This window comes from Kitasatospora sp. NPDC127121 (assembly GCF_042677305.1).
GTDB lineage: Bacteria > Actinomycetota > Actinomycetes > Streptomycetales > Streptomycetaceae > Kitasatospora.
In genome coordinates this window covers 441025-460238 of sequence record NZ_JBHXTQ010000001.1, presented here as the reverse complement: position 1 = coordinate 460238, position 19214 = coordinate 441025, and the positions used below count along the sequence as shown (strand labels likewise).

Sequence of the window (19214 nt, the reverse complement as noted above, 5' to 3'; positions counted from 1 at the left end):
TCACCGAGAGGAAACGGAAGAACCATGCAGGGGACGGACACCGCGGCGGAGCAGGGCATGCGCGACCGCAAGAAGGCGCGTACCCGCGACAGCATCCGCACCGCGGCACTCGACCTCTTCGAGGAGCAGGGCTTCGAGCGCACCACCGTGGACCAGATCTGCCGCCGCGCCGACATCGCCCACCGCACGTTCTTCCGCTACTACCCGGCCAAGGAGGCGCTGCTGTTCGGCTGGGACTTCGGCCAGGCCATCCTCGACGCCTTCGCCGCCGCCCCCGCCGAACTCCCGCTCTGGGCCGCGCTCGACCACGCGCTGACCGCCACCGGCGGCCGGCTCGAAGAGCCCGTCGAGCACACCGAGCGCCGCCGCCGGCTGCGCCGGAGCCTGATCGAGGTGCAGGGTTCCGTGCACAACTACGCCGTGGTCGTGATCGACGGCTTCACCGAACGCACCGTCACCATCGCGGCCGAGCGGCTCGGCGTCGACCCGGCCACCGACCTGCGCCCGACCGCGCTCGGCGCGCAGTTCGGCGGCATGGTGCGCCACCACGTCCTGATCGCGTCCGAGACCGGCACGGTGGCCGAATGGCGCCAGGCCTACCGGGACGTGCTCGACACCGCCGGCTGACCCGAGCCGACAGCCTTACACCCCTACACCCCGTCACCGCGACACCCCTGGGCGATGCCGCCGGCCGTCCGGACGGCACCGCACGCCCTTTTCCGCTCCCCTCCCCCCCCTTCGCGCGGCCCGCCGCGCACCTTCACCACCTGCTTCGCACTTCCCGAAAGGCCCCCGCATGTCCCTGGTCAACTTCCGCGACCCCGCAGCGCTCGCCGACCCCGCCGGCCGGTGGATCCGCCCCGGCACCCTGTTCCGCTCCGCCCAGCCCTTCCCCGCCGCCGACGAGACCGTCGTCGCCCAGCTGCGCGAGCACGGCATCACCACCGTCGTCGACCTCCGGGGCGAGCCCGAGAGCCGCCCCGAGGACTGGGCCGCCGCCGAGGCCGCCGGCATCGCCGTCGTCCCCGCCCGGATCGAGCCGACCAACGACGAACTGGCGCAGGCCATGCGGGCCATGACCACCGCCGAGGACCTCGGCGCCTTCTACCTGCTGATGGCCGAGTCCGCGCCGCAGGGGCTGGCCGCCGCCGTCGAGGCCGCCGTCCGCCCGGGCGGCGTGCTGGTGCACTGCGCGGCCGGCAAGGACCGCACCGGGCTGCTCACCGCGCTGCTGCTGGAGCTGCTCGGGGTGCCCGCCGAGGAGATCGTCGCCGACTACGCCCGCACCAACGAGGCGATCGAGCAGATCTGGGCCGGCCTCGCCGACCGCAACCGGGCCGCTCTCAACGAGGTCGAGGCCGGCCGGATGGTCGTCCCCGCCCCGCTGCTGGAGGCTCCCGCCGGGGCGATGAGCACCTTCCTCGACCTGGTCCGCGCCAAGCACGGCGGTGCCGAGGGCTTCCTGACCGCCTGCGGGGTCGGCGCCGAGACCCTGGACGCCTTCCGCGCCAAGGCCGCCGCCCGCACCGCTGCCCGTACCGAGGCCGGTACCGCCGCCCGTACCGCCGCGTCGAACACCGCCGAGGTGACGGCATGCTGACCCTGCTGCGGCACACCGACGGCACGCCCTTCCGCGACCTCAACCACAACGGCACCATGGAGCCCTACGAGGACCCGCGGCTGCCCGTCGAGGAGCGGGTCGAGGACCTCCTCACCCGGATGACCTTGCAGGAGAAGGCCGCGCTGATGCTGCACGGCCGGATGCTCCCCGGCGACCAGGGCCCGTTCCCCTCCGGCGCCCGCCTGATCACCGAGCGCGGCCTCACCCACTTCGCCATGATGGCCGTCCCCGACCCGCGCGCGATGGCCGAGTGGAACAACCACGTCCAGGACCTCGCCGCGGCCGGCCGGCTGGGCATCCCCGTCACCCTCTCCTCCGACCCCCGGCACGGCTTCACCGCCAACCCGGCCACCGCCCACACCGGCGGCGGCTTCAGCACCGGCCCCGAGCCGATCGGCCTCGCCGCCACCGACGACCCCGACCTGGTGCGCCGCTACGCCGACCTGATCCGCCGCGAGCTGTGCGCCGTCGGCATCCGGGTCGCCATCCACCCGATGGCCGACCTCGCCACCGAGCCCCGCTGGGCCCGGATCAGCGGCACCTTCGGGGAGGACCCGGAGCGTGCCTCGCGGATGATCACCGCCTACATCGAGGGTCTCCAGGGCGGGCCGATCGGCCCGGACAGCGTCGCCTGCATGACCAAGCACTTCCCCGGCGGCGGCCCGCAGGCCGGCGGCGAGGACTCGCACTTCGCCGCCGGGCGCCGACTGGTCTACCCCGGCGGCGAGTTCGAGACCCACCTGCGCCCCTTCGAGGCGGCCTTCGCCGCGGGCACCGCGCAGATCATGCCCGCCTACGCGATCCCCTCCGGCAGCGGCCTCGCCGAGGTCGGCGCCAACTTCAACCGGGACGTCATCACCGGCCTGCTGCGCGGTCGCTACGGCTTCGACGGCGTGGTCTGCACCGACTTCAACGCCATCACCGGCATGGACGTCCCCGGAGTGGTCACACTGCCCCCGCGGCACTGGGGCGTCGAGGAGCTGTCCGTCGCCGAGCAGGTCGTGCTCACCCTGGACGCGGGCGCCGACCAGCTCGGCGGCGAGACGGACCCGGAGCTGATCCTGGCCGCCGTCCGCTCCGGCGCGGTCACCGAGGCCCGGCTCGACGAGTCGGTCCGCCGCATCCTGCGCGACAAGTTCCGCCTCGGCCTCTTCGCCGACCCGTACGTCGACCCGGAGGCCGCCGCCGACCTGGTCGGCGCCCCGGAGGGCCGGGCGCTCGGCCGCGAGGTCCAGCGCCGCTCGGTGGTCCACCTGGCCGGCGGGCCGCGCACCGCCACCCGGCTGTACGTCGAGGGCGTCGACCCCGCCGTCGCCGCCGGGTACGGCACCCTCGTCGAGGACCCGGAGCGGGCCGAGCTGGCCGTGATCCGCCTCGCCACCCCGTACGAGCGGCGCGAAGGGATGCTGGAGCAGCACTTCCACAGCGGCTCGCTGGAGTTCGAGCCGGCCGAGGTCGACCGCCTCACCGCGCTGGCCGCCGCCGTGCCCACGGTGTTCGCCGCCCAGCTGGAGCGGCCCGCCGTGCTCACCCCGCTCGCCCCGCACGCGGCGCTGCTGATCGGCGAGTTCGGCGCCGCGGACGAGGTCGTGCTGGACGCCGCGCTCGGCCGGGCCCCGATGACCGCGACGCTCCCGTTCGACCTGCCCCGCTCGGACGCCGCCGTCGCCGCCTGCCGCGAGGACGTGCCCTTCGACACCCGCGCCCCGCTCTTCCGGCACGGGCACCGGGCCACCGGGGAGATCTGAGGCACCCTGGCCGGGGCCGCCGGGGCCTGCCATCACCAGTGGCAGGCCCCGGTGCGGGTGGATCCGAGCCGCTGATCAGACCGGATGAATTACCGGCGCTCTCGCCCCTCCACCGGTGTGTGCGGCTGCGCGATCGGGTACCGGTGCATTTCGTCCGCCTCCCCCATCCGGCCCGCGCGGCCCAGACCTGGAGGTCCGCATGTCCACCGACTCCAGCGCACGGAACTGCCCGTTCGACTTCGCCGAGACCCTAGAGTTCGACCCGACGCTCCGGCAGCTCATGAACGACGCACCGGTCAGCCGTATCCGCCTGCCCTACGGCGAGGGGGAGGCCTGGCTCGTCACGGGGTACGACGACGTGCGCACGGTCACCACCGACCGGCGGTTCAGCCGCCACGCCATCGTCGGCCGGGACTTCCCGCGCATGACCCCGGAGCCGATCGTCCAGGCCGAGGCGATCAACGTCATGGACCCGCCCGCCAGCGCCCGCCTGCGCAGCCTGGTGTCCAAGGGCTTCACCCCCGACCACATCGAGCGGATGAGGGAGCGCACCCAGCACGTGGTGAACGGGCTGCTGGACCGCATGCGGGACCAGGGCCCCCCGGCCGACCTCATGGAGCACCTGGCCCATCCGCTCCCGCTGATCACGATCTGCGAGGTTCTGGAGATCCCCGAGGCCGACAGCGCCCAGCTGCGCGCCAACGCCCGGACGATGATGGACGTGAGCCTGGCCAACAAGCCGAACGCGGTACGGGCCAAGGCCGACCTGCGGGCGTACTTCGCCGAGCTGACCGCCGAACGGCGCAGGAACCCCGGCGACGACCTGATCAGCGTGCTGGCCACAGCCCGCGACGGCGACGAGGTCCTCGACGAGCAGGAACTCACCGTGATGGCCATGGTCCTGCTGATCACGGGCCAGGACACCACGACGTACGAGCTCGGCAACCTCTCGTACACCATCCTCAGCCGGCCCGACGTGCTCGCCGCACTGCGCGAGCGGCCCGAGACGCTCGCCCGGACGCTCCAGGAGCTGCTGCGCTTCATCCCCTTCCGCAAGGGCGTCGGCATCCCCCGGGTGGCCCTTGAGGACGTGGAGCTGAGCGGGGTGACGATCCCGGCGGGGGACATCGTGCACGTCTCCTACCTGACGGCCAACCGGGACGGCCGCAGGTTCGACCGGCCCGACGAGCTGGACCTGGAGCGGACCAGCCCCTCCCACATGACCTTCGGCTGGGGTGCGCACCACTGCCTCGGCGCGCCGCTGGCCGTCACCGAACTCGAAGTCGCCCTCGGGACGCTGCTGGAGCGCTTCCCCAGGATCGCGCTGGCGAAGCCGGCCGCCGAGCTGGCGTGGAACACCACGTCCATCTGGCGCTATCCGCTGGCGCTGCCGGTCACCTGGTGACGGTGCCCCCACGCTCCGGCGGCCGCCCGCAGCCACCCGCTGCCGGAAACACCGCGTACATCGGCCCGCACACCCCGGGGTGTGCGGGCCGACATGCGGGACGGGCCCGCCTTCCGTAAATTGGGCTAGGTGGCCTGAACCAACTTGCGGCCAGTACGACCGTCCGCACCGCGATCAACCGATCCTCGCTCGGTCGGCTCGTCGGCCGCTGAGTTGGGTCCCGCCCGGTGCGTCCCGCCGCCCGCGCCCTCCGCGCGTCCGGCTCGCAGCGGCTGCCGTCGAGTGGTGAAATCCCGCCCCGCCAGGGTCGCACCGGGAACACCGCTCGTCTGGAGGAAGTGCCGTGGCAGTTCTGTGCAAACCGGCGATAGACGTACCCGAGCACGTCATCACCAACGAGGAGACCATCGAGCTGGCGCGCAGGCTCCACCCCGACCATCCACAGCTCGAACTGGCGCTGCGTCTCATCAAGAACACCGGAGTGCGCAAGCGGCACCTGATCCAGCCCATCGAGGTGGTGCTGAAGCACCCGGGGTGGGACGAGCGCAGTGCCGTCTTCGCGGCGGAGTCGAAGGCCCGCGTCCCGGCGGTGGTGATCAGGGCCCTCGAACAGGCCCAAGTGGAGGCGTCCCAGATCGACTTGATCGTCTATGTGTCGTGCACCGGTTTCATGATGCCGTCGCTCACGGCGTGGCTGATCAACAGGCTGGGCTTCCGGCCGGAGACCCGGCAGCTGCCGATCGCCCAACTGGGGTGTGCGGGCGGCGGTGCGGCGGTGAACCGGGCCCATGACTTCTGTTCGGCCTACCCGGGCGCCAACGTGCTGATCGTGGCCTGCGAGTTCTGCTCGCTGTGCTACCAGCCCACGGACCTGGGCGTGGGCTCGCTGCTGTCCAACGGCCTGTTCGGCGACGGGATCGCCGCCGCCGTGGTCCGGGGCGAGGGCGGGACCGGAATGCGGCTGGAACGCAACGGCTCGTACCTCATCCCGGACACCGAGGAGTGGATCTCCTACGCGGTCCGCCCCACCGGATTCCACTTCCAGCTGGACAAGAGGGTGCCGGGGACGATGGAGCCGCTCAGCCCGGCCCTGCGCGCGGTGGCGGAGCAGCACCAGTGGGACGTGGGCACGCTGGACTTCTACATCGTCCACGCCGGCGGCCCACGCATCCTGGACGACCTCAGCCGCTTCCTGGAGGTGCCGCCAGAGGCGTTCCGCTTCAGCCGGGCCACCCTCACCCAGTACGGCAACATCGCCAGTGCGGTCGTGCTCGACGCCCTGGCCCGGATGTTCGACGAGAAGTCGGCCCTCGACGGGCACCAAGGGCTGCTGGCCGGGTTCGGCCCGGGGATCACCGCCGAGATGTCCCTGGGCACCTGGGCGTCGCCGGAATCCTGAACGGCGGCCGGGCCGGGCACCAGGTGCCCGGCCCCGCGTCCGTCGTTCAGGGGGCCGGGGGCAGGGGGCAGGGGGCAGGGGGCAGGGGGCAGGGCGCCGGGCGCCGGGCGCCGGGTCAGGGCCCGGGCAGGTGCGGTCGCGCTGCGGAGCGCGCGAAGCTCGCCGATACTGAGCCAACGGGCAGTGACGGAACGTCGCGTCGGCGCTACGGTCCGACACGCCCGGCCCGCGCCGGCGTGCGCGCGGCGGCCACCGAGCAGGGCCGCCGGAAGCCACGACCGGCGACCACTGGCCCGGCGGCGTACCGACCGCCCGGCCCTGGACGGAAAGACCGGGAATGCTGAACCGACGAGACCTCTTGAAAGCCGCCGCGATAGGCGGCCCGGCGGTCCTCTTCCCCTGGGACCGCGCACCGGGCGGGGCCCGGGTCTCGTCCCTGGCGTTGTCGGCCGCGCCGGCCACGCAAGCCGCTCCGGCCGCGCACGCCGCGCCGCCCAGGTCGGAGGCCAAGCGGTCGGCCGCCCGGATCACCCCCTTCGAGCACGCCATGCCGGTGCCCCCCGTGCTGAACCCGGTGTCGCGGACGGACTCCTCGGACCTGTACCGGCTACGGATGGCCGATACCCAGGCGGAGATCGTCAAGGGGCTGCTGACCACCGTCCGGACCTTCGGCGGCTGCTTCCCCGGTCCGACCATCCGGGCGGTCAGAGGGCGGGAGGTGGTGGTCCAGCAGACCAACGACCTGCGCGTGCACACCTCCGTCCACCTGCACGGCGGCCAGGTGCACTCGCGCTACGACGGCCTGCCGATGGACCTCGTCAAGCCCGGCGAGACCCGCGAGTACCGCTACCCCAACGAGCAGGTGGCCGCCTCGCTCTGGTACCACGACCACGCGCACGAGCTGGAGGCCGAGAACGTCTACCGCGGCCTGGCCGGCGCCTACCTGCTCAGCGACCCGCACGAGAGCGGCCTGCCGCTGCCGAACGGCGAGTTCGACATCCCGCTGCTGATCCGGGACGCCCGGATCGAGACCGACGGCAGGCTGGTCTACACCGACCCGTACGCGTGCCCGCACATGCTGGTCAACGGCAAGGAGCGGCCTTACTTCCAGGTGGCCGCGCGCAAGTACCGGCTGCGGGTCTTCAACGTCTCGCCCAACCGGCATGTGTCGCTGCGCCTCGCCGACGGCCAGCCGTTCACCCAGATCGCCTCCGACGGCGGACTGCTCGCCGCGCCGGTGACGCTGCACGAGCTGACCCTGACCGGCGCGGAGCGCGCCGAGATCGTGGTCGACTTCGCCCGCTACCCGGTCGGCGGATCGGTGGTGCTGGAGAACACGGCCGCGCTGGAGAGCGAGCGGACCGAGGTGCTGCGCTTCGACATCACCCGGACGGCCGAGGACCGGAGCCGGATTCCGGACGTCCTCGCCACCCTGCCGCCGATCCCGAAGGCGACGGTGCACCGGGAGTTCGCGCTGACGACCTTCCCGGACGCCAGGATCAACGGGCGCAAGTACGACCCGAAGCGGACCGACGTGCGGACCACCGTCGGCAGCAGCGAGATCTGGACGATCCGCAACCACCTCACCCGCCCGCCGGCCGGGGTCTTCCACGCCCCCCACTCCTTCCACACCCACCTGGTGCAGTTCCGCGTGCTGGACCGTGACGGGGTGCCGGTCGGCCCGGCCGAGGCCGGGCTGAAGGACACCATCACGGTCCACCCGGGGGAGAGCGTCCGGATCGCCATGACCTGGGGCGAATATCCGGGCGAGTACGTCTACCACTGCCACCACATGGTGCACTCCTCGCACGGCCAGATGGGCCGGATCGACGTGCTGCCCGCGGGATCGAAGGACTCCGGTCGGGAGTCGGAGGACGCCTTCGCCGACTCGTCCCGGTCCACTGGAGCGTCGGCGTCCGGGGCCTCGGCGGCCGGAGCCGGTCGACGGCGGTGGCGACGGCGCAACCGGCACCACCACCACGCGGGCCGCCACCGCCGGCACTGGGGACTGCGGTGAATCCGGAACCGAACGGCAGGCAGGTCCGGACGAGGGGTTGAGCCCGACGGACGGCTCCGTGACGGCCCCGGGACGGCCCCGGGCGGCGGTCCGCGCTCGCCGTCCCGACGGTTGGCGACGTACCGATGCTGAACCGGCGGCGTCCCAGAAGTCCGGGATACCGCCGGCCACCGTCGTCCAGGATCAGTACGGACGATCCCTCCGGCGCGCCGCACTTCGCCGAGATGCTCCGCCGCGCGGGCCTGCACCCGGACACCCGCGACCCGGTGGCCGGCGCCCGCGAACTCGTCGAGTCCGGCGTCTTCCTCTACGCCTTCGGGAACGTAAGTAGCTCGCCAGTTACGCGCTCGCCGCATGAGCTAGGAAGCCCCAGTTTGAGCGGGGGTTCAGTCAGGGCATCGTCTTCCGCCCCGGCATGCTGATAGGCATCCACGGCCAGGGGGCGGGGCGCAGCCCGGTTGCTTCGTCAAGCGGGCGGACGCGGTACCCGGCCTTGATCATCTGGGCCTGGAGCCAGTTGGAATCGCACCCGTAAACCGTCGCGAGCCTTCTGACGCCGACGCCGGAGTCGTACCGGAGGGCGATGGCCGGCAGCGCGGCGATCACGAGTGCCTTGAGCATGGCCTGCCGGTCTTGTTCAGTGGTGGCCCACATAGCTACTCCTGAGGAGGGCGGAGGCGGGCCCGCCGTTGGGGGTTGAGGGCGGCGGGGGTGCGAGATGGTCAGGGCTCGCCGGTCAGTCCGCGGATGCCAAGACGCTGGGACCCGAGAACTCCGAGGCCAACGCGTCCATGATCAGCTCGTCGCACACCGCGCCGCGCCAGTACCCGGCCTGGCGCATCGCGCCGACGTGCTTGAAGCCGGCCTTCGCGTAGACCTGGACTGCGGCCTTGTTGGGCGCGAGCACCTTGAGCCAGATGGACCGGACGTTGGCGACGTGGAACCCGAAGTCCAGCGTCAGCCGGGTGGCTCGGGTGGCGAGGCCCTTGCCGCGCGCCTCGGGCGCGATGACGAGGATGTATTCGGCGGTGCGGACGTAGTTGTCGGGCTGAAGCGTGGTCATGCCGCTGGGCACCGGGTTCTCGGCGTCCGTAAGGTCGTAGACGGTGAACCTGATGTTCCTGCCGGCGAGCTGCTGCTGAAGTCCCTGGGTCCGGCTTTGCAGCGACTCGGGAACCGGGCGGCCGAACCCGATCAGGGAACTCGGGGCCTCCTCCCAGCGCCAGTACTGCTCTGCCAGGTCGGACCGAAGGGGGCCGAGCCCGCAGATGCCATCGGAAAGCCAGATCATCTGTTCAACGGACATGGTGTGCTCCGGGGACGCTAAGAATCGCTGTGAACAACCCAACTGACGTGGACTCGGCGACGGGCGTGCCGTCAACGGTCTCGATCCAGGCGTGCAACCGTATCGGGTCAGGCGCGACGCCATGACGCCAAACTGCGGCCTTACCCGTCAGCTGGAGCAGCAGCATCGCGGCAGCCGACTCCTCCAGGCAGTTGGTTCGTCCGGGCGAGTACCAGCCCGCGCTACGTACCGCGTGGACGGCCTGTTCGGCTTCGCTGGCGGTCGCCGGCCTTCTCCGCCCCGTCGTGCTGGCGGAGTGAACCAGCTTGAGAACACGGCCCATCGCCTCATGCTCCGGGCCTGCGGCCTTCACAGCGTGGACCACCGAGAGGGCGGCAGCCGCCGCCAGTGTCCGGGTGCGCGGGACGGGCACGGGAGGAGCCAGCCCGGCCCGGAACTCGTCGCCGCCCCAGCTTGCCTTCGGCGCCTCCACCTCGCGGACGCTCCGCCACGGCCGAGGCCGGTCAGCCACGCCCAGCAAGCCTGCCGCCAGCAGCGACTTCAACAGCGGCTCCGGGAGGTGCCGGGCGTTGCCGAACTCCGCCGCGTGACGGAGAGCCGCGCCGGCCGACGCGGGGAGCGTGCTGACCTGGCCGTTGTAGTAGTTCACCAGAACAACGGCGTGCCCGAAGTCCAGACCACGGACATGGCGGGGCATGCTCACGAACGAAGGCGAGTCAGTCACGGTCGCCCACTCCCTCGATCCATTGCGGCTCCGACTCGCGGTCAAGCGCCAGAAGCCAAGCCTCGACGGCGAGTGTCCGATCCAGAATCCCCATCGGCACGGGCATGCCCATCGCGGCCTGCTTCAGCACGCGGCGAAGGGCTCGGGGATCGACCAGACCGAGGGCGGAGAGGAATCCGTTCGCCAGGCCGAGCAGGGCATCCAGGTTCTCCCGCCGACCGGTGTAGAAGTCGGCGTTGAACGAGCCCTTGGTACTGCGGGCGGAGAGTGGGGCCGGCAGCAGATCACTCATCGCCCGCACCAGTTGCGGCTTGTAGGCGTACACGGGTGGGCGGGCTTCGAGCGGGACGCGCAGCAGGGAGTTGACCACGCTGGCGTCCAGGAACGGGTTGCGAAGTCGGATACCGATTTCCTCCGCCAGCGCGGCATCCGCCTGCGCCGTCCGGGCCACCTCACGAATCTCGTCTATGACCGTACGGACCCCGGCATCGAGTCCCACGAGCGGGTCCGGGGTGGCGGCCACCCGCTCGATCTCACCCCGCAGTTGCGGCAGGGTCTCGACACCTGCCCAGGCAGGGAGCTGCACGGGCGGGAACCAGTGAACGGTGCCGGCCGCCGGGGGCGAGCCTTGAACGATCTGTGCGGCGAGTACGGACAGCGCGTCGGTCCGGGAGAGTCGAGCCGACGCGACTGCCTGCCGGAGGATGTTCGAGAGCGGAAGATGCCGGAGCCGGGCCCAGCCCGCGGCCTGGTGGAAGGCGGCCCGGAGCTGTCGGTGTCGAACCAGATCCGCGATGTGGACCGGCGGCTGCGAGCAGACGCTGTCCCCGCCATCACCGGTCAGATGAAGCGTGGTGTCGAATCGCTCGGCCATCCACTCCAACTGCCGAAGCAGCCCAGCCCAGGCCATTGTGGACGGGGCCGGTTCATCAGCGGTGGGCACGTCGGTGATCCCGGTGTAGGGCAGATGCTCGCGTTGCGCCGGTAGTAGGTGATGCTTGATCCTGCCGGGCATCGAGTTCGCCACGAGCCGAGCGAACCGAAGGTCAGCCCCCGACTCGTCCCCTTCAGGGTGGACCGTGACGGCGGTGACGCACACGTTGTCGGGTGCTTGGCGAGCCGCCAGGAGGGTGATGGACGATGAGTCGAGTCCGCCCGACAGGTCAGTACTGAACGGGCCGTCGCCCAGTCCTAGGCCCACCGCCTTCTCAAGCTCGACCCGGAAGCGCCCGGCTGGCTCGGGTCCGATGTCCGGCTGCGGCAGCCATAGGTTCGTGATCTGGGGTGCTGTGCCCGGAGCGAGCCGGATACGCGCGCCCGGCGGCAACTGCTCGACCCCGGAGAAGTACGACCGTCCCGCAACGAGAGCGGGGAGCAGCGGCGCGAATACCGCTGTCACGAGCCGCCGCGTATCGACAGGAGCCCTGTTGAGCCCCGCGAGCAGCCGCGCCGACGACGACCAGGCCCACCCCGAACCGAAGCGGGAGACATAGACCGGCTGCGCGGCAGCCGGGTCGGTGAAGATCACGGTTTCGTGTCCGGCCTCGCTCACCACCGCGTAGGCCCCCGGCCAGCGCCACGCCAGATCGGCGGGCAGAGGCCCAGCGCCCAACGCCTTCAGATCCGCCAGCCGCGCACCGCTCGGCCCGAGGACGAACAGCCGGCGGGCCGGGCCACCCTCCGTGCGGTAGAGCTGAGCCGGCGTCATGCCGGTCATCCATACGCTCGACTGCGGATGCAGCCGTGTCGCTCCCAACGGGTGTGGCGTGCTCGTTGCGGAGCTGCTGAAGCCCCCGAAAGCCATGGTGGCCCTCTCCTTGGCGAATCAATGGCGGAAAGCGGGAGCGGTGCGGCCCCGAAGGGCCGCACCGCAGAAGGAGGATCAGCCGGCGTACTGGTACACGTGCCGCTTGCCCTCGCCGCCGTCGGAGGTGCCGCCCATGGTGAGGGCCGCCGCGTCGCCGATCACGGTGACGGTCATCTCGTCCTCGTCGGCGGTGACGATGGGCTCGTACACGTTCATCTCTCGGTTCCTTCCTGCCAGGTGGTGCAACGTTCCACCGGGGATTCCCGGTGGAGCCCAGCCCAGAGGACTTCCTCATCCAACTGGGCTGGGAGCTTTAGGGATCAGCGGCTTCGAGGCCGCCGACCGAGGTGCAGATCCGCGTAAACCGTCTTGCCGCGAGCAGTGAGACCGTGTAGGCGACAGCGACCGTCACGGGGGTCGGGTCCCCATGGGCGCACTGCCTGGCTGTGTCCCGGCAGTCGTCCTGGCCATCATCGACGGGGGTTCTCCTCGTCTCGACACGGGACCTACGCCGGGTGCTTGTCGAGCGCGGCCCGCAACGCGGCACGGCGGTGGGGCGTCCGGGCGCGGATGATGCAGTCGCTACAGATCGCGTGGCAGGTGCTTTGGGCGTCACCGGGGGCCTGGAGCGAGGTGCCCGCGCAGACCAGCGTCTCCCGGCGGCAGACCCAGCAGGTCCCCTCGCGGTAGCCGTCGGGCCGGTCCACGACGTACCCATCGCCCGTGAGCCAACCGGTCGGCGGGGTGCTCAATCCGCGGACTCCAAGTCGCGTAGGAGGACCATCTCCGGGTACGGGTCGGCGGAGCTGTCCCGGTTCACCCAGGCGTGGTTGGCCAGCCTGCTCGGGGTCCCCGCGACGGTGCCCGTCCAACCGTCCGTGCGGTGCCGGACCGGGTCGCCCTGGATCACACTGACTTTCACAGTTGCACTTCTCCGTTGGGGAGTTGGATGGGGGTGTCTAGCCACGCGTCACACGTGCGTCGTCAGAGCCTGGCTCGCACGGACTTCCTGTACGCCACGCAGTCCTTGCAGGAGCACGTGGACTTCACGGCAGCGATCTGAAGCATGTCGCCCGGGGAGCGGCCCCTGTCGAGGACCTGAGCCGCCCTGTAGTCGTCCAGCGGGTGGGGGGCTGGCCTTCTCGACCTTCGTGGGTCCCGTCACGACTTCGCGGTACACCCGAGGGGTGGTGCGTCTGGCCATCGGTCTGTCCTCCTTCGTCGAGGCCGCAGGGGAAGGGGTTACTTTGCGGTCATGCCTGCCGAGCCGTTCATCAACGACGACGACCACGACGCCTGCTGGATCTGTCCTAGCCTTCGGTTCCGCGCTGGGGCGTTCGATGTGCTCGAACGCCCCAGTGCGGATTACCCGTTCAACCCGGCCGACGGCTTCCGGTACGGCCGGGAAGGAGCCCCGGCCTGTGCGCACGGAGACTGCATCGGGCTGCCTCCCGATCGGTACGCGAGTACCGGCGAGGCGTTGCCCGAGGGCTGGAAGGTGATCGCTTGCTTACTGACTGCAATCATTCAACGGCGGATGACCAAGATCAGTTAACACAAAACTTGCACAACGACCCTTGCGGAACCTGATGTGCCATCATCTAGTCGTCGAACTGGGATGATTGAGCGCATGGGGAGCACAGCGCCGTCAGCTGGTGAGAACATCGCGGTACTCCGGAAAGCGCGCGGCCTGAGTCAGGCCAAACTTGCCCGGGAAGCCGGCATCACGCTTTCTTACCTTTCCAAGATCGAAACTGGGCTCAGGCCTGCGACCCCTCCGGTGGTGGCTGCCGTCGCTCGGGTTCTCCATGTCACCACCGCCCGCGTCTACGGGAATCCCTTCGTCGGCCCGGCCGAGCAGATGGACCTGCTCAACGAGCTTCGGAACACTGTTCGTCGCCACACTCTTCCGCGAGAGAGTCCACTCTCCCCAGCTGAGACCACTGGGGCCGTTCAGACCGCCGCTGACCTGAGGGCCAGCACTCAGTACCTGGAATTGCTGCGGATGCTGCCCGCACTACTCGGCCAAACGACCGCCTCCGCTCTCGACTCCCGAGGCGAGGCGACGGCATGGGGCTACGTCGCGGATGTGTACAGCTGCGCGTACACGGTTGCACACCGACTCGCACAGCCCGATCTTGCCGACATGATCGTCTCTCGCCAGATGTGGGCCGCACAGCAGACCTGGAACCCGTCTGCCGAGGCAGCAGCAGCGTGGAATGAGGCGGGCACGTACCAGTCTGCTGGCCAGTATGAGGACGGGTTGGCCATCATCGAGAGGGCTATCAGCCGCTACGAGGCCGTACCCGCGAGTGGCCCCTTTCGGACCATCCACCTCGGCTCTCTCCATCTGCGCGGCGTCGTGCTGGCGTCGAGAGCCAAGGACGCCAACGCCACCCGTGACCACCTGCGGCACGCATGGACCCTGGCCGAGACGCTTCCGGACGGCAGGGACCTGGTGCAGCACCATCTGACGTTCGGCCGGGGAAACACCGCACTGTACGAGCTGGCGTCCCACGTCGAACTCGACGCCCCCGACCGCGCTGTCCAGATGTCCGGTTCACTGATCGCATCCCCACCCGCGGGGTTGAAGCCAAACCGCCTAGGCCGCTTGTACATCGACGTTGCACGCGCCCGGTTGGCCGTGCGCGACTACGCCGGTGCCGAGGAAGCTCTCAACGCCGCCCATGCCGTCGCTCCGCAGATGGCACAGATACACCCGATGGGTCGCGAAGTGCTGCGGGTGCTGATCGTCATGCACCAACGCTCCAAGCCCGGTCTGCTCGCTATGGCGAAGCGGGCAGGGCTGGCGTCTTAAGGCTTGCATGGCGAGGGCCGCGCTCAGGAGGGGATGGGGCCTGGTGCCATCGGCCGGCGGGGCCGGTCGCGCACGGTCCGTTCAGGTCGAATCCCGCCCGAACGCTCCCCGTCGAAGAGCCCCGGGGCGCAGGCTGGTTCCGTGACCGCGTCAGCACGGACGCGGCGCGAGCGGAAGGACGAACATGACGAGCACGCGCGGCCGTATCGCCGCCCTGCTGGGCGCCGTCGCGGTGGTCGCCGGCACCACCCTGGCCACCCCCGCAGTCGGCTTCGCCGCCACGGCCGGACCGGCCCGCGTCGGCGGGATCACCGGCCAGGCGCCCTGCCCGGACGCACCCGAGTTCAGCTGCGGGACCCTCACCGTCCCGTTCGACCACAGCGGCGCCACCCCCGGCACCCTCGACCTTGAGGTGGCCGTCACCGGCAACACCACGGCGCCCAAGGGCGACCTGCTGTTCCTCACCGGCGGCCCCGGCCAGCCCGGCGTCCCGGCGATCAAGCGGATGGCGGGCAAGCTGGAGCCCGTCCTCAAGGACTACCGCCTGGTGATGTACGACCAGCGCGGCACCGGCCGGGGCGCGCTCCAGTGCCCGGGCCTCCAGGAGGACATGGGCTCCTCCGACCTCGCCCTGCCGCGCAAGCAGTCGATCGCCGACTGCGCCGCCGCCCTCGGCCCCAACGCCCGCCACTACAGCACGGCGGACACCGTCGCCGACATCGACCTGCTGCGCCGCGCCCTCGGCGACCGGCGCCTCACCCTGGACGGCGTCTCGTACGGCAGCTTCGTCGCCGAGCGGTACGCGCTCGCCCACCCGGCGCACGTGGCCCGGCTGGTGCTCGACTCGGTGGTGCCGCAACAGGGTTTCGACCCCCTCGACCTGGCCGCTCTGCCCGCGAGCGCCCGGGTCCTGCGGGCCGCCTGCCAGGCCACCGGCTGCACCACCGACCCGGCCGCCGACCTCGCCGCCACGGTTCGGCGGTACGGCAACGGGGCGCAGATCCTGAGCGCGCTCACCGGCTATGAGTTCATCGACCCGAACTACGGCGGGGTCCCGGAGATCCTGCACGAGGCCGCCGCCGGGCAGCCCGCGAAGCTCCAGGACTTCTTCGACCTGGTCCGCCGACAGGTCGACGCGGCCTCGGCCGAGGAGCTCAGCCAGGGGCTGCACTCCGCCGCCCTGTGCGCCGACTCGCGCTTCCCGTGGGGCACCACCGACACCCCGGTCGCGGGCCGCGCGGCGGCGCTGGAGCGCACCCGGCAGCGGCTGACCGCCGAGCAGACCTGGCCGTACGACCCGGCGACCGCGACCGGGCTCGGCAGCCTCCTGGTCTGCCTCGACTGGCCGCGCGAGCAGGTGCCGCCGGCGCCGTCGGAACGCCGCAAGCTGCCGGACGTGCCGGTGCTGCTGCTCGGCGGCGACCGGGACCTGTCCACGCCGTACGAAGTGCTCTACCAGCAGGCCGAGTTGGCACGCGACCCGCAGATCGTGATCGTGCCCGGGGCGGCGCACTCGGTGCAGAACCGGGCGGCGAACCCGGCCGGACGGCAGGCGGTGTACGACTTCCTGCTGAAGTAGCGGGAGCCGTCGGCGGGCCGTTCCGCACGGGGGACGGAACGGCCCGCCGCCGCGGCCCATCCGGCCTGTTGCGCCGGCCCGCCTGTTGCGCCGGCCCGTCCGCCCTCCTCCGCTGGGATGCCCGGCCCTCCTCCGCTGGGATGCCTTGTCCCCTTCCCCGTCCTCCCCTGAGGGGATGTCAACTACTGCGCCCGCGAACTAGCGTCGCCGGCATGACCAGAATCCGTCGTGCTGCCCTGGCCGCCGTGCTCACGCTCGTCCTGCCGCTGCCGATCATCGGAGCGGGTACGGCGTTCGCCGCGCCCGGGCCCTCCGCCACAGCTCCCTCCGCGGCCCCCTCCGCAGCCTCGGACAGGTCCGGCGTCCAGCTGGAGCTGCCCCGCCCGACGGGTCCGCACGCGATCGGACGCGGCACCCTGCACCTCGTCGACCAGCACCGCCGGGATCCCTGGGTGCCGGCCGCGGGCGCCCGGGAACTGATGGTGTCGACGTACTACCCGGCCCGGCCCGGGACCGGCGGACCGGCCCCCTACATGACCACCGAGGAGGCCCGGCTGCTGCTTCAGCAGGCGGCTCAGGGCGGCGCCGTCCCGGCCGAAGCACTCGGCGGCACCCGCACCTACGCGCACGCCGACGCCCGGCCGGAGCGCGGCAGGTTCCCCCTGCTGGTGCTCTCGCCCGGCCTCGGGCTGCCGCGCGCCACCCTCACCGGCCTCGCTGAGGACCTGGCCAGTCGCGGGTACGTCGTCGCGCTGGTCGACCACACCTACGAGTCCACCGGTGTGACCTTCCCCGACGGACGGACCCGCACCTGCGCCGTCTGCGACCAGACCCCCACCCTCGACGCTCTGGAGGCGATAGCCCGGAGCCGGGCCACGGATCTCTCCTTCGTCGTTGATCAGTTGACCGACCGTCATTCACCGTGGCGATACGCCGGCATGATCGACCCGCGGCGGATCGGCATGGCCGGGCACTCCATCGGCGGTGACGCCGCCGCCGCGACCATGGCTGTTGACGACCGGGTACGAGCCGGGGTGAACATGGACGGAACCTTCCTCGCGCCGGTCCCCGCCACCGGCCTCCAGGGCCGCCCCTTCCTCATGTTCGGCACCCTGGCCAACCACAGCCCGGGCGGCGCGGACACCAGCTGGGACCGCGACTGGGCGCGCCTGGACGGCTGGAAGCGGTGGCTGACCATCGCCGGCTCCGACCACTCCAGCTTCACCGACCTGCCCGTCCTCGCCGCACAGCTGGGCGTGGCCGGCCCCGCCGTGCCGATCCCGGCGCAGCGCGCGGAGGAGATCACCCGCGCCTACGTCGGGGCCTTCTTCGACCTGCACCTGCGTGGCATCCCGCAGCCACTGCTCGACGGCCCGTCACCGGCCGACCCGGAGGTCGCCTTCCAGCACCCCTGATCCCACCGTCTGATCCCGCCGTCGCCCCCGCGCACGCCCCGCGCCCGCCCCCGCGCGGGGCAACGCGCGGGGCAACGCTCGCCCGGCCCGTCGCCGGGCGAGCCCGCAGGGCTGTTCAGGGCCTGCGGTCGTGGAAGGTGCGGCGCAGGTCGTCCACCCAGGCGTCGGGGTTCTCCCAGGGGATGAAGTGGCCGCCGTGGTCGTGGGCGTTGACGTTGACGTGGTTGAACCAGTCGGCCTGCGGGCCGGTCCTGAACGCCCGGACGCGTTCGTCGGCGGTGTGGATGCCGGGCGGGTTCTCGTACGTGACGAGGGTGAGGCCTACCGGGGCCTGTACGACCGGGGTGCGGTCGTGGGCGGGGGTCCAGGGGTAGCGGTTGGCGTTGGCGTAGTAGCGCATCGACGTGGCGATTGAGTTGTTCACCCAGTAGATCGTGGCGTGGGTGAGCAGGTCGTCCTTGGTGAAGACGGATTCGACGTCTCCGCCGTTGTCGCTCCAGGCGTTCCACCGCTCCAGCAGCCAGGCGAGCAGTCCGGCGGGCGAGTCGCTCAACCCGTGGGCCAGGGTGGCGCCGTCGAGCGTGTGCACGGCGAGGTGGGACGCCGAGCGTTGGTCCAGCTCGATGGTGCGGGCGCGGACGTCGGCGGGCTGGTCGTCGGTGAGGGGCCGGTTCCGGGCGAAGTCCCAGGCGCGGGGGCCGGTGAAGAAGTCGAGCGGCAGCCCGGAGCCGATGTGGATGCCGTACAGCTCGTCGGCGTACTTGTGGCCGAGCTGGCTGGAGACGATCCCGCCGATGTCGCAGCCCCCGGCGGCGTACTTCCCGTATCCCAGGGTCTCGGTCATCAGGGTGTGCCAGAGGTCGGAGACCTTCCAGAAGTTGACGTCCGGAAAGCCGGTGAGCGGGCCGGGGAAGCCGAAGCCGGGCAGGGATGGCACGATGACGTCGAACGCGTCGGCGGGGTCGCCGCCGAACGCGGCCGGGTCGGCGAGCGGGTCGATCACCTTCGCCCAGTGCCAGAACGTCCACGGCCAGCCGTGGGTGAGGATCAACGGGATCGGGTGGGGGCCGCGGCCGGGCTTGCGCAGGAAGTGCACCGGGACGCCGCCGACGCTCACCTGGTAGTGCTCGTGGGCGTTGATGGCGGCCTCGGCCTTGCGCCAGTCGTACCCGTCCCGCCAGTAGGCGACCAGTTCACGGAGGTAGCTGTCCGGGACGCCGTAGGACCAGTCCTCGTTCCCCTCGTCCAGCGGGGCACGGGTCAGTGCGAGACGCGTGCGCAGATCGTCGAGGACCTCGTCGGGCACATGGATCGGGGTGGGTTTCAGGGGAAAGGCGTGCGGGGCGGTCATGGCGTGGTTCCTTTCCGGGGAGGA

General features: G+C 71.4%; 17 protein-coding genes and 1 pseudogene. 10 read left to right on the top strand and 8 right to left on the bottom strand.

Annotation, left to right across the window (positions count from 1 at the left end):
* The first annotated feature begins 24 nt into the window (after positions 1 to 24).
* From ACFVHI_RS01880 to ACFVHI_RS01855, 6 genes and pseudogenes are all read left to right on the top strand, one after another.
* Complete coding sequence (locus ACFVHI_RS01880; protein ID WP_063352100.1) at positions 25 to 627, top strand: TetR family transcriptional regulator; 603 nt, start codon at positions 25 to 27, stop codon at positions 625 to 627.
* Between the two features lie 169 nt (positions 628 to 796).
* The gene (locus tag ACFVHI_RS01875; protein ID WP_380334742.1) at positions 797 to 1600 is read left to right on the top strand and encodes a tyrosine-protein phosphatase; all 804 of its coding nucleotides are present in this window, start codon (positions 797 to 799) and stop codon (positions 1598 to 1600) included.
* Complete coding sequence (locus ACFVHI_RS01870) at positions 1594 to 3369, top strand: glycoside hydrolase family 3 protein (RefSeq protein ID WP_380334739.1); 1776 nt, start codon at positions 1594 to 1596, stop codon at positions 3367 to 3369. The genes ACFVHI_RS01875 and ACFVHI_RS01870 overlap by 7 nt, the downstream gene beginning before the upstream one ends.
* 199 nt (positions 3370 to 3568) lie before the next feature.
* Positions 3569 to 4774 carry a cytochrome P450 gene (locus tag ACFVHI_RS01865; RefSeq protein WP_380334736.1) on the top strand — a complete coding sequence of 402 codons (1206 nt, stop codon included), beginning with the start codon at positions 3569 to 3571 and terminating at the stop codon, positions 4772 to 4774.
* Between the two features lie 334 nt (positions 4775 to 5108).
* A pseudogene (locus ACFVHI_RS01860) lies at positions 5109 to 6173 on the top strand (type III polyketide synthase); the annotation flags it as partial.
* Between the two features lie 337 nt (positions 6174 to 6510).
* A complete protein-coding gene (locus ACFVHI_RS01855; RefSeq protein WP_380334734.1) occupies positions 6511 to 8190 on the top strand; it encodes a multicopper oxidase family protein in 1680 nt (559 codons plus the stop codon).
* 390 nt (positions 8191 to 8580) lie between these two features.
* Here ACFVHI_RS01855 and ACFVHI_RS01850 read toward each other — a convergent pair whose 3' ends face one another.
* The 7 genes from ACFVHI_RS01850 to ACFVHI_RS01820 all read right to left on the bottom strand — a co-directional run bounded on the left by ACFVHI_RS01850 (position 8581) and on the right by ACFVHI_RS01820 (position 12949).
* On the bottom strand, positions 8581 to 8844 hold the full coding sequence (locus ACFVHI_RS01850; RefSeq protein ID WP_380334731.1) for a hypothetical protein: 264 nt from the start codon (positions 8842 to 8844) through the stop codon (positions 8581 to 8583).
* 82 nt (positions 8845 to 8926) lie between these two features.
* On the bottom strand, positions 8927 to 9496 hold the full coding sequence (locus ACFVHI_RS01845; RefSeq protein ID WP_079136483.1) for a GNAT family N-acetyltransferase: 570 nt from the start codon (positions 9494 to 9496) through the stop codon (positions 8927 to 8929).
* Positions 9486 to 10220, bottom strand: a complete 735-nt coding sequence (locus tag ACFVHI_RS01840; protein WP_380334728.1) for a lasso peptide biosynthesis B2 protein — start codon at positions 10218 to 10220, stop codon at positions 9486 to 9488. The genes ACFVHI_RS01845 and ACFVHI_RS01840 overlap by 11 nt, the downstream gene beginning before the upstream one ends.
* Positions 10213 to 12024 carry an albusnodin/ikarugamycin family macrolactam cyclase gene (locus tag ACFVHI_RS01835; protein WP_380334725.1) on the bottom strand — a complete coding sequence of 604 codons (1812 nt, stop codon included), beginning with the start codon at positions 12022 to 12024 and terminating at the stop codon, positions 10213 to 10215. The genes ACFVHI_RS01840 and ACFVHI_RS01835 overlap by 8 nt, the downstream gene beginning before the upstream one ends.
* A 78-nt stretch (positions 12025 to 12102) precedes the next feature.
* A complete protein-coding gene (locus tag ACFVHI_RS01830; protein WP_159398675.1) occupies positions 12103 to 12243 on the bottom strand; it encodes an albusnodin family lasso peptide in 141 nt (46 codons plus the stop codon).
* A 290-nt stretch (positions 12244 to 12533) separates the two neighbouring features.
* Positions 12534 to 12779 (bottom strand): hypothetical protein, encoded by a 246-nt coding sequence (locus ACFVHI_RS01825; RefSeq protein ID WP_063352091.1) that lies wholly within the window; start codon positions 12777 to 12779, stop codon positions 12534 to 12536.
* Entirely contained in the window at positions 12776 to 12949 is a 174-nt protein-coding gene (locus ACFVHI_RS01820; protein ID WP_159398674.1) for a hypothetical protein, read from the bottom strand. The genes ACFVHI_RS01825 and ACFVHI_RS01820 overlap by 4 nt, the downstream gene beginning before the upstream one ends.
* 333 nt (positions 12950 to 13282) lie before the next feature.
* Here ACFVHI_RS01820 and ACFVHI_RS01815 point away from each other — a divergent pair, with 333 nt between their 5' ends.
* The 4 genes from ACFVHI_RS01815 to ACFVHI_RS01800 all read left to right on the top strand — a co-directional run bounded on the left by ACFVHI_RS01815 (position 13283) and on the right by ACFVHI_RS01800 (position 17839).
* Positions 13283 to 13582, top strand: a complete 300-nt coding sequence (locus ACFVHI_RS01815; protein ID WP_380334721.1) for a hypothetical protein — start codon at positions 13283 to 13285, stop codon at positions 13580 to 13582.
* Positions 13583 to 13657: 75 nt separating this feature from the next.
* Positions 13658 to 14845 (top strand): helix-turn-helix domain-containing protein, encoded by a 1188-nt coding sequence (locus tag ACFVHI_RS01810; protein ID WP_380334718.1) that lies wholly within the window; start codon positions 13658 to 13660, stop codon positions 14843 to 14845.
* 184 nt (positions 14846 to 15029) lie between these two features.
* Entirely contained in the window at positions 15030 to 16424 is a 1395-nt protein-coding gene (locus ACFVHI_RS01805) for an alpha/beta fold hydrolase (RefSeq protein ID WP_380334715.1), read from the top strand.
* Positions 16425 to 16636: 212 nt separating this feature from the next.
* Complete coding sequence (locus ACFVHI_RS01800) at positions 16637 to 17839, top strand: alpha/beta hydrolase family protein (protein ID WP_380334713.1); 1203 nt, start codon at positions 16637 to 16639, stop codon at positions 17837 to 17839.
* A 115-nt stretch (positions 17840 to 17954) separates the two neighbouring features.
* On the opposite strand, the gene ACFVHI_RS01795 is transcribed toward ACFVHI_RS01800, so the two are convergent.
* Complete coding sequence (locus ACFVHI_RS01795; RefSeq protein ID WP_380334710.1) at positions 17955 to 19190, bottom strand: epoxide hydrolase family protein; 1236 nt, start codon at positions 19188 to 19190, stop codon at positions 17955 to 17957.
* Positions 19191 to 19214 lie beyond the last annotated feature (24 nt).

What these genes read in the sequence shown, in the direction of transcription:
- ACFVHI_RS01880 (WP_063352100.1), top strand. Translation starts at nt 25, where the DNA reads ATGCAGGGGACGGACACCGCGGCGGAGCAGGGCATGCGCGACCGCAAG.
- ACFVHI_RS01815 (WP_380334721.1), top strand. Translation starts at nt 13,283, where the DNA reads ATGCCTGCCGAGCCGTTCATCAACGACGACGACCACGACGCCTGCTGG.
- ACFVHI_RS01795 (WP_380334710.1), bottom strand. Translation starts at nt 19,190, where the DNA reads ATGACCGCCCCGCACGCCTTTCCCCTGAAACCCACCCCGATCCATGTG.
- ACFVHI_RS01875 (WP_380334742.1), top strand. Translation starts at nt 797, where the DNA reads ATGTCCCTGGTCAACTTCCGCGACCCCGCAGCGCTCGCCGACCCCGCC.
- ACFVHI_RS01805 (WP_380334715.1), top strand. Translation starts at nt 15,030, where the DNA reads ATGACGAGCACGCGCGGCCGTATCGCCGCCCTGCTGGGCGCCGTCGCG.
- ACFVHI_RS01855 (WP_380334734.1), top strand. Translation starts at nt 6,511, where the DNA reads ATGCTGAACCGACGAGACCTCTTGAAAGCCGCCGCGATAGGCGGCCCG.
- ACFVHI_RS01800 (WP_380334713.1), top strand. Translation starts at nt 16,637, where the DNA reads ATGACCAGAATCCGTCGTGCTGCCCTGGCCGCCGTGCTCACGCTCGTC.
- ACFVHI_RS01845 (WP_079136483.1), bottom strand. Translation starts at nt 9,496, where the DNA reads ATGTCCGTTGAACAGATGATCTGGCTTTCCGATGGCATCTGCGGGCTC.
- ACFVHI_RS01850 (WP_380334731.1), bottom strand. Translation starts at nt 8,844, where the DNA reads ATGTGGGCCACCACTGAACAAGACCGGCAGGCCATGCTCAAGGCACTC.
- ACFVHI_RS01835 (WP_380334725.1), bottom strand. Translation starts at nt 12,024, where the DNA reads ATGGCTTTCGGGGGCTTCAGCAGCTCCGCAACGAGCACGCCACACCCG.
- ACFVHI_RS01865 (WP_380334736.1), top strand. Translation starts at nt 3,569, where the DNA reads ATGTCCACCGACTCCAGCGCACGGAACTGCCCGTTCGACTTCGCCGAG.
- ACFVHI_RS01830 (WP_159398675.1), bottom strand. Translation starts at nt 12,243, where the DNA reads ATGAACGTGTACGAGCCCATCGTCACCGCCGACGAGGACGAGATGACC.
- ACFVHI_RS01870 (WP_380334739.1), top strand. Translation starts at nt 1,594, where the DNA reads ATGCTGACCCTGCTGCGGCACACCGACGGCACGCCCTTCCGCGACCTC.
- ACFVHI_RS01810 (WP_380334718.1), top strand. Translation starts at nt 13,658, where the DNA reads ATGGGGAGCACAGCGCCGTCAGCTGGTGAGAACATCGCGGTACTCCGG.